Origin of the sequence: uncultured Mucilaginibacter sp., from assembly GCF_903893715.1 — a bacterium.
Classification (GTDB): Bacteria; Bacteroidota; Bacteroidia; order Sphingobacteriales; family Sphingobacteriaceae; genus Mucilaginibacter.
The window spans coordinates 1-8,199 of record NZ_CAITNG010000034.1 but is presented as its reverse complement, the minus strand read 5'-3'; the positions used below and the strand labels follow the sequence as shown (position 1 = coordinate 8,199).

The 8,199-nt window shown below is 44.3% G+C and carries 11 protein-coding genes; 9 read left to right on the top strand and 2 right to left on the bottom strand.

All coding sequences use genetic code 11. The features are described 5' to 3' along the window. Window positions 1-200 precede the first annotated feature (200 nt). From hisB to QZX97_RS04440, 9 genes are all read left to right on the top strand, one after another. On the top strand, window positions 201-1,349 hold the full coding sequence (hisB, locus tag QZX97_RS04480) for a bifunctional histidinol-phosphatase/imidazoleglycerol-phosphate dehydratase HisB (RefSeq protein ID WP_295651762.1): 1,149 nt from the start codon (window positions 201-203) through the stop codon (window positions 1,347-1,349). Between the two features lie 105 nt (window positions 1,350-1,454). Continuing rightward, window positions 1,455-2,045 carry an imidazole glycerol phosphate synthase subunit HisH gene (gene hisH / locus QZX97_RS04475; RefSeq protein ID WP_295651760.1) on the top strand — a complete coding sequence of 197 codons (591 nt, stop codon included), beginning with the start codon at window positions 1,455-1,457 and terminating at the stop codon, window positions 2,043-2,045. Between the two features lie 11 nt (window positions 2,046-2,056). Next, on the top strand, window positions 2,057-2,806 hold the full coding sequence (locus tag QZX97_RS04470) for a 1-(5-phosphoribosyl)-5-[(5-phosphoribosylamino)methylideneamino] imidazole-4-carboxamide isomerase (RefSeq protein ID WP_295651758.1): 750 nt from the start codon (window positions 2,057-2,059) through the stop codon (window positions 2,804-2,806). Between the two features lie 115 nt (window positions 2,807-2,921). Next, window positions 2,922-3,698: an imidazole glycerol phosphate synthase subunit HisF gene (hisF, locus tag QZX97_RS04465; protein WP_295651756.1), complete on the top strand. Its 777-nt coding sequence runs from the start codon at window positions 2,922-2,924 to the stop codon at window positions 3,696-3,698. A gap of 10 nt (window positions 3,699-3,708) precedes the next feature. Continuing rightward, on the top strand, window positions 3,709-4,296 hold the full coding sequence (gene hisIE / locus QZX97_RS04460) for a bifunctional phosphoribosyl-AMP cyclohydrolase/phosphoribosyl-ATP diphosphatase HisIE (RefSeq protein WP_295651754.1): 588 nt from the start codon (window positions 3,709-3,711) through the stop codon (window positions 4,294-4,296). Window positions 4,297-4,402: 106 nt separating this feature from the next. Next, entirely contained in the window at window positions 4,403-5,311 is a 909-nt protein-coding gene (locus QZX97_RS04455) for a WD40 repeat domain-containing protein (RefSeq protein ID WP_295651752.1), read from the top strand. 114 nt (window positions 5,312-5,425) lie between these two features. After that, entirely contained in the window at window positions 5,426-5,911 is a 486-nt protein-coding gene (locus QZX97_RS04450; RefSeq protein ID WP_295651751.1) for a DUF4442 domain-containing protein, read from the top strand. A gap of 83 nt (window positions 5,912-5,994) precedes the next feature. Next, the gene (locus tag QZX97_RS04445) at window positions 5,995-6,465 is read left to right on the top strand and encodes a GNAT family N-acetyltransferase (RefSeq protein WP_295651750.1); all 471 of its coding nucleotides are present in this window, start codon (window positions 5,995-5,997) and stop codon (window positions 6,463-6,465) included. An 8-nt stretch (window positions 6,466-6,473) separates the two neighbouring features. Next, window positions 6,474-7,097: an ATP-binding protein gene (locus QZX97_RS04440; RefSeq protein ID WP_295651748.1), complete on the top strand. Its 624-nt coding sequence runs from the start codon at window positions 6,474-6,476 to the stop codon at window positions 7,095-7,097. A gap of 3 nt (window positions 7,098-7,100) precedes the next feature. Here QZX97_RS04440 and QZX97_RS04435 read toward each other — a convergent pair whose 3' ends face one another. Further along, window positions 7,101-7,610 (bottom strand): GNAT family N-acetyltransferase, encoded by a 510-nt coding sequence (locus tag QZX97_RS04435; RefSeq protein ID WP_295651746.1) that lies wholly within the window; start codon window positions 7,608-7,610, stop codon window positions 7,101-7,103. A gap of 1 nt (window position 7,611) precedes the next feature. Beyond that, window positions 7,612-8,199, bottom strand: a 588-nt coding sequence (locus QZX97_RS04430) for a DUF502 domain-containing protein (protein ID WP_295664260.1), incomplete at its 5' end; no start/stop codon positions are given.

Here is an 8,199-nt window from a genome sequence, read left to right as displayed (position 1 = left end):
TCAAGCATCTTCAATCCTATTTAAACGAGTTTACTTTTAAATACAATCACAGAGATAATAAATCAAATTTTGACTTGCTTCTCAATAGAAGTTTAATGCCATCTGTCATATGATGGGCTATTACTCTCAAGAGGGGAGCCTATCGCACTGGCCTGACATGAGGCATATATGAATGATTATTAATATTTTAGCCACGCTAAATGAACAAACTGAAACGCATACTTTTTATTGACCGCGATGGTACGCTGATCACCGAGCCGGTGGATGAGCAGATCGACTCTTTCGCTAAGCTGGAGTTTTACCCCGGCATGCTGCAATACCTGCCGAAAATCGCCAAGGAATTTGATTTTGAGCTGGTGATGGTAACCAACCAGGATGGCTTGGGCACGGCGGTTTACCCGGAGGATACGTTTTGGCCGGTACAGAATTTCGTCATCCAAACTTTAAAAAATGAGGGTGTAGTGTTCTCGGACTATATCATCGACCGCACTTTTGCGAAGGATAACGCCCCTACCCGTAAACCGGGAACAGCACTATTGACCAAATACTTTGACAAGGATGTTTACGACCTCGCACACTCATTTACCATTGGCGACCGGTTGAACGACGTATTGCTGGCTAAAAATTTGGGCGCAAAAGCCATTCGCATCCATAACAATACCAATTTGGGAGCAGCTGAGTTTACCGAAGAGCAGCAAGCCGAAGTGAAAGAAGTTTTGGCGCTGGATACATCTGACTGGAGCAAGATATATGAGTTTTTAAAACTCGGCGAGCGTGTTACCGAACACCGCAGGGAAACCAAAGAGACCGATATCCTCATCAAAATTAATCTCGATGGGAAAGGTGATGCAAAAGTAATGACCGGTCTGCACTTTTTTGACCACATGCTGGACCAGATAGCGCGCCACGGCAGCATCGACCTGGAAATCATCGCCAACGGCGACCTGCATATTGACGAGCACCATACTATTGAAGATACCGGTATTGCTTTAGGCGAAGCATTCGCAACCGTTTTAGGCGACAAACGCGGCATTGAGCGCTACGGCTTTTGTTTGCCGATGGACGATTGCCTGGCACAAGTGGCCATTGACTTCGGTGGCCGTAACTGGTTGGTTTGGGATGCGGCGTTTAAACGTGAAAAGATCGGTGAAATGCCTACTGAAATGTTTTACCATTTCTTCAAGTCGTTCTCTGATGCAGCTAAATGCAACCTCAACATCAAGGCCGAAGGCACAAACGAACACCATAAAATTGAGGCGATATTTAAGGCTTTTGCCAAAGCCATCAAGATGGCGGTACGCAGGGATGTGAATAACATGGTATTGCCGAGTACAAAAGGAGTACTGTAAAACAGAATCAAGAGTCAAGATGCAAGAATCAAGACTCTTGAAATTATGTATTGGATTGAGATAAAGATGTCTTGCATCTTGATTCTCGATTCTTGATTCTAAAATATGATAGGTATAGTTTACTACGGCGCAGGCAATATTTTTTCGCTTACTTCGGCTTTAGAGAGGTTGGGAATTAGCTACGGCATGATACATACTGAGGCAGATTTTGAAGCTTATGACCGTTACATCATCCCTGGTGTGGGCCATGCAGGCGCGGCTATGGCTAAACTTGTCGACACCGGGCTTGTTCCTAAAATAAAGGCGTTGCAAAAACCTACCCTGGGTATTTGTGTAGGGATGCAATTGATAACAGCCTATTCCGAAGAGGGCGACTCCAACCTGTTGGATATTATCCCGGTAAAAACACTGCGCTTTGCCGATAGTGCCGAATATAAAGTACCCCATACCGGCTGGAACCGTGTTTATCCCGATGAGGACAGCCCTCTATTTAAAGGCATCCCGCAAGGCGCGCACTTTTATTTTGTACACTCGTACTATATTGAATACAACGATGCATATACCTTAGCATCAACAGATTATAGCCTGAAGTTTTCTGCATCCATCGTAAAAGACAACTTTTATGGTGTACAATTCCACCCCGAAAAATCGGGTGCATTTGGTGAACAACTTTTAACTAACTTTGCGAACCTTTAAAAAAGACGATTATGTATATTATCCCCGCTATAGATATCCTGGACAAAAAGGTTGTTAGACTGCGCGAAGGCGATTACGAGCAGGTAACCAGCTATGATGTTACCTTAGACGAAATGATTGAACGATACCAGTCGCAAGGCACACAGTTCATCCACGTTATTGACCTGAACGGTGCTAAAAACGATTTCAGCAATCAGCAATGGTTGTTCGACATTGTTCGTAAAACCGATATGAAAGTGCAATATGGCGGCGGCGTTCGTAGCATTGAAAAAGTACGCGAACTGATAGATGCCGGTATCCACCGGGTAATTGTAGGCACACAGGCCATTACTAATCCGACTTTTTTGGATGATTTGAGTAAGGAAATGTGCGGCAGCAATCAATGCTCCGACCATGTCGTTGTCGCCATCGACGTGTTGGACGAGGTGATAAAATACTCAGGCTGGATGGAAAGTTCACCAATAAAGCTGATGGATTATGTGAGCCGCTGTTTAAGCCTCGGTTTTTATCGTTTTTTGTGTACCGATATCAACAAAGATGGCAAACTTGGCGGCGCGGGTATAGAGCTGTACGAAAAACTGTTGGACCATTCACCTTTCATTAAGTTAATCGCTTCGGGTGGTGTAAGTTCGATGGCGGATATTGAAGCTTTGAGCAAAATTAAAGTAGAGGCTTGTGTAGTGGGTAAAGCTATTTACGAAGGTCATATTACGATAGAAGAAATTAAGAATTGGAATTTGGAGAGCCTCATCTCTATATAAACCGTCCTTGCGAGCGGTAGCGAAGCAATCTCTACACATGCTATTCGATCAAGCATATCCGAGACCTATCGCGCAGAGGTTGCTTCGTGCCTCGCAATGACGTGATGGTAAATTTATGTTAGCTAAAAGAATCATTCCCTGTTTAGATGTTAAAGATGGCCGCACCGTTAAGGGCGTCAACTTTGTTGACCTGCGCGATGCCGGCGACCCTGTTGAGCTTGCCTGGCAATACTCGCAACAAGGGGCCGATGAATTGGTGTTTTTGGATATAACCGCTACACACGAACGTAGGAAGACCATGGTTGAGTTGGTTAAAGCCGTAGCACGTAATATCAATATCCCTTTTACTATAGGCGGCGGTATCAACTCGATAGCCGATGCCGACGCGCTTTTGAATGCCGGGGCGGATAAAATATCCATTAACTCGGCTGCGGTGCGCACACCGGGCTTAATTGATGAACTGGCAGCAGCATTTGGGGTACAGTTCGTGGTGGTAGCTGTGGATACAAGGCATAATGATGGTAAAAACATAGTTTACCTGAACGGTGGCCGTATCCCGACAGAAAAAGAGACTTTTGATTGGATACTCGAGGCGGAAAGTCGTGGCGCGGGCGAAATACTGCTCACTTCGATGGACCACGACGGCACGAAGGCAGGTTTTGATTGCACTTTCCTGAAAACAATAAATGACGCGGTGCATATACCGGTTATCGCTTCGGGTGGCGCGGGTAATGTGCAGCACTTTGTGGATGTGTTTGAGCAGGCCAATGTGGACGCGGCTTTGGCGGCATCGGTGTTTCATTACGGCGAGATATTGATACCCGATTTGAAAGAAATATTAAAAAACAAAGGCATCGAAGTACGTACCGTTGCTAAATTAGTTTCGGCTTAAATTATATAGGATGAATATCGATTTTGATAAAACAAATGGCTTGGTTCCGGTAGTGATACAGGATGAGCAGACGCTCGAGGTACTGATGCTGGGCTATATGAACAAGGAGGCCTACGACAAAACTGTCGCCGAAAATATCGTTACTTTTTTTTCCCGCACCAAAAACCGTTTGTGGACAAAAGGCGAAACCAGCAATAATTTTTTGCATGTAAAAAGCATAGCTCTTGACTGTGATAATGATACCATCCTGATCAAAGTGAAGGCTGATGGCCCAACCTGCCATACTGGTGCGCGTAGCTGCTTTAATACTTCATATAACCAAAATTTTATATTTGAGCTACAGAACGTTATAAATGAAAGATATGACAATCCGTCAGCTGATTCTTATGTGAATAAACTACGAAAAAAGGGACTGAACAAGATAGCGCAGAAGGTTGGTGAAGAAGGTGTAGAGACGGTGATAGCCGCCCTGGCTGAAACTGAAACCGACCTCATCAACGAAGCCTCGGACCTGGTTTTTCACCTGTTGGTTTTACTGCGTGAGAAGAATTTGAGCCTGGAGGTTATCGCGAAAAATTTGGAATCGAGGCACAAGTAATTGTTCGTTCATGGATCATAGTTCATGGTTCATGGTGAGAAAACTGCGGTTTATGATTTAGCATTTTTTGCTATGATCTATGAACCATCAACTATGAACCAAAAGAATGACCGTCGAAAAAATAGCTGAACTTACCGGGCACACCAACCCTATCTTTACGCTGGAGCTTTCGCAGAAACCGGGTATATTGTTTACCGGCGGTAACGATAAGGGTTTGGTGGAATGGGGCCTGAAAGACAATTCGTTTATCAAGGTGATGTTCCCGGTACCAACCTCAATCTATGCGGTTCACGGTCCGGTTGGTTATCCCTTATTGTTTACCGGTTTACGTAGCGGCGAGGTTTTGGTGTTCGATTTCATCAAGCAGCAACTCATAGCACCACTCAGAACGCATAAGGCGCCTGTATTTGATATTAAATCGGTACAGAGCAAGAAAGAGCTATTGATAGCGTCAGAAGACGGCACGGTGTCTGTATGGAGTTTAGAAACGCTATCATTACTGCATACCATCAAAGTATCGCACGATACAGTTCGTTGTATCGCCGTTTCGCCCAACGAAAAACAGGTAGCTTTCGGTTGTCGCGATAACACCATCAGGATATACGACCTGGAAGATTATAATTTAGTTAAAGTGCTCGAAGGGCATACCATGGCTGTATTCTCATTAGCATACGCGCCCGATGGCAGTTATTTAGCTTCCGGCTCCCGCGACGCGCAGGTAAAGATATGGGACAGCCTTACTTATACCGAGATCAAAAATATCCCGGCGCACCTGTTTGCCGTTAACCATATCGCCTTCCACCCCACCGAACCTTATTTTGCTACCGCCAGCATGGACAAAAGCATCAAAATATGGGGTTCGGATGATTTTAAACTGTATAAAATTATCAGTCGCGAAAAAGGGTTTCCGACACATCGATTGTCGATCAATAAATTGGGATGGTATGATGAAGGGACGAAATTACTATCCGTTAGCGATGATAAGGAAGTGATGGTTTGGGACATAAATTTCTGATGTGCAAATAGGCATAGGAGTAAATGTGCAAATGCACCATTTTGTTGAAAAACAATTTGCACATCTGCACATTTTCGCATTTGCACATTAAAAAAATTCGGATATTTATGGTTGATGGTAGTTTCAGAAAAAGTGTTAAAGTGGGCCATGCGTTTTTACCCGCCGCTGCTTGTGCAGCGCATTTGGGTGCAGGGTTTTGATAAAGGGTTTACAGGAGTAAGGGTAAAGATTACCAAAAGTATTTTTAACAAAAACCTAAACAATTCGATATTTGGCGGTACCATATTTTCGGCTGCAGACCCTTTTTATGCCATTTGTTTTCACCAGATATTGCACCGGCGCGGGTACACGGTACGGGTTTGGCTAAAATCGGCACAAATACAGTATTTGAAACCCGGGCGCAACAACCTTTATTTTAAGATCAATATTACCGAAGAAGAAATCAAGGAGGCCGAGAATGTGTTGAACACGGTCGGCAAATTTGTAAAGGCCTACCCTGTTGAAATGTATGATAATGAGGGTGTGCATTGCGTATCCATCATCAACGAGGTTTATATCAGGAATTTATATACCGGCGAGAATAAAACGGTGGCGTATTGATTCGTTCATTGGTTCACTGGTCATTAGTTCATTTGTTTGAACCGACCGGCAACCAATACCGATGACTAATGAACAAATGAGCAATGAACAAAGTAATAATGAATGATGAAGTTTTTATAAAAAAGGGTTTCTTCATCTCAACGGACAATAGCTTACTTGATTTTGATAATGTTTACCGGTACTTAAATGAAGATTCGTATTGGGCAAAGGGCATAACCAAAGAAAAGTTATTGCGCGCTATTGATAACTCGTTGTGTTTTGGCGTTTATCACGATAAAAAGCAAATAGGTTTTGCAAGGCTGATTACGGATAAGGCAACTTTTGCTTATCTTGCTGATGTGTTTATATTGGATGCTTATCGCAGTCAGGGACTATCAAAATGGCTGATGCAGACCATTATGAGTCATCCCGAGGTACAAGGCCTGCGCCGGTGGGTGTTGGCTACGGCCGATGCGCACGGACTTTATAAACAATTCGGGTTTGGGCCATTGGCCAAGCCGGATAGATGGATGGATATTTTTACACCTTACCCTGTGCCCGAAGGGCAGGAATAGTTTATACAATGAATATTAAGCGATTGATTTTAGAGGGTGAAGGTGTATCGCTCGATTTTAAGAAGACCATTACCAGCTGCGAAAAAATAGCGCGCACCATGGTTGCTTTTGCCAACAACAAAGGCGGCAAGCTGCTGATCGGTGTTTATGATGATGGTACGATAAAGGGTGTAAAATCGGAAGACGAGGAACGGTATATGATTACCAGGGCCGCACATTTGTATATCCGCCCGGCCCTTGAGCCGACCTTTGAAGAGGTTTACGTTGACGATAAACTGGTGCTGGTGGTGGACGTACCGCCCGGACAGGAAAAACCTCATTACGCCCTTGCTGAAGACGGTAAATGGTGGGTATACATCCGCATAAAAGATAAAAGTGTTTTGGCAAGCAAGATCGTGGTGGATGTGCTGAAACGCTCTCAACAAAACGAGGGTGTGATGATCGCTTATTCATCAAAGGAACAGGCCTTATTACGCTATCTGGAAAACAACTCGCGCATCAACATCAAAGAATACTGCGAACTGCTTAAAATAAGCCGCAAGGGTGCGCAGCAGATTGTGGTTAATCTGGCCTTATCGGGTGTAATCAAAATACATACTACAGAGAAGGAAGAGTATTATACGGCTTGTTGACATTTACTCCAACAACAACTCCATAAATATCAGATCCAACCAGCGGTTAAATTTAAAACCGACTTCTTTAAAGTGCGCCACCTGCACAAAGCCGAAGGATTGGTGTAGTTTTAGGCTGATGTCGTTTTCGCGGTCGATGCCTGCTATAAGGGCGTGCAACCCGGCGTTTTTGGCGTGGGCGATGATGGCTTGTAACAAAATTTTGCTGACGCCCCTGCCCCGGTAACCGCTGTGGATATAAACCGAATGCTCCACCGTAAAACGGTAACAGGGCCATACACGGAAATACCCGTAACTGGCAAAGCCTATGATTGTTCCGTTTTGCTCCGCTACGATGACCGGAAAGTTGGCCGCTTTGCGTTCGTTGAACCAGGTTTTACGCATTTGCAGCGTGTGTGGCTGTTCACTGTAAACGGACGTGGTGTTGAGGATAACTTCGTTATAGATGTCGAGGATGGCAGGCAAGTCCTGCTCAGTGGCATCTCGAATAATTATGTCTGACGCGCTTTTCATACTATATACCGCTCACCCCACCCGATATGGCAAATTTCATCATATCGGCAGCGCTTTTACTCTCTATCGGTTTTACCTTGTCAGCGGAAACAATAACTACTATGCCCGAAATAGAATAGGATGCCGGCAGGTATACCGAAACATGGCCGGGTAAACCGATTGCCGTCAAATCTTTTTGTGTAATAAAACCAATTTTCATCAGCCCAAATTCATTCACTTCCACCAAAACGGGTTCATTAAATTTTTTCTCATCGCCTACGAAGGCCTCTGTAAGGTCTTTTATAGAACTGTGCAGAAATTTGAACAATGGCAGGCGGTTTATCCAGCGATTGGCCCATTGTTTTATCGGTGCGGTAATTACATTAGTTACGATGACGCCTGCCAGCAATAAAAATACCACAACAGTCAAAATACCCAAACCGGGGATATACATGTGCTTACCCGTCTTGGGGTCGATGATGAAAAAGCTGCTTACGTTAAGTGCATTGTCCACCGTGGTTACCGCCCAATAAATGAGGAAGCCGGCTATACCTATGGGTGCCACAATGAGCAGGCCTTTGATAAAGTAATTAGCGAGCGCACGAAATAT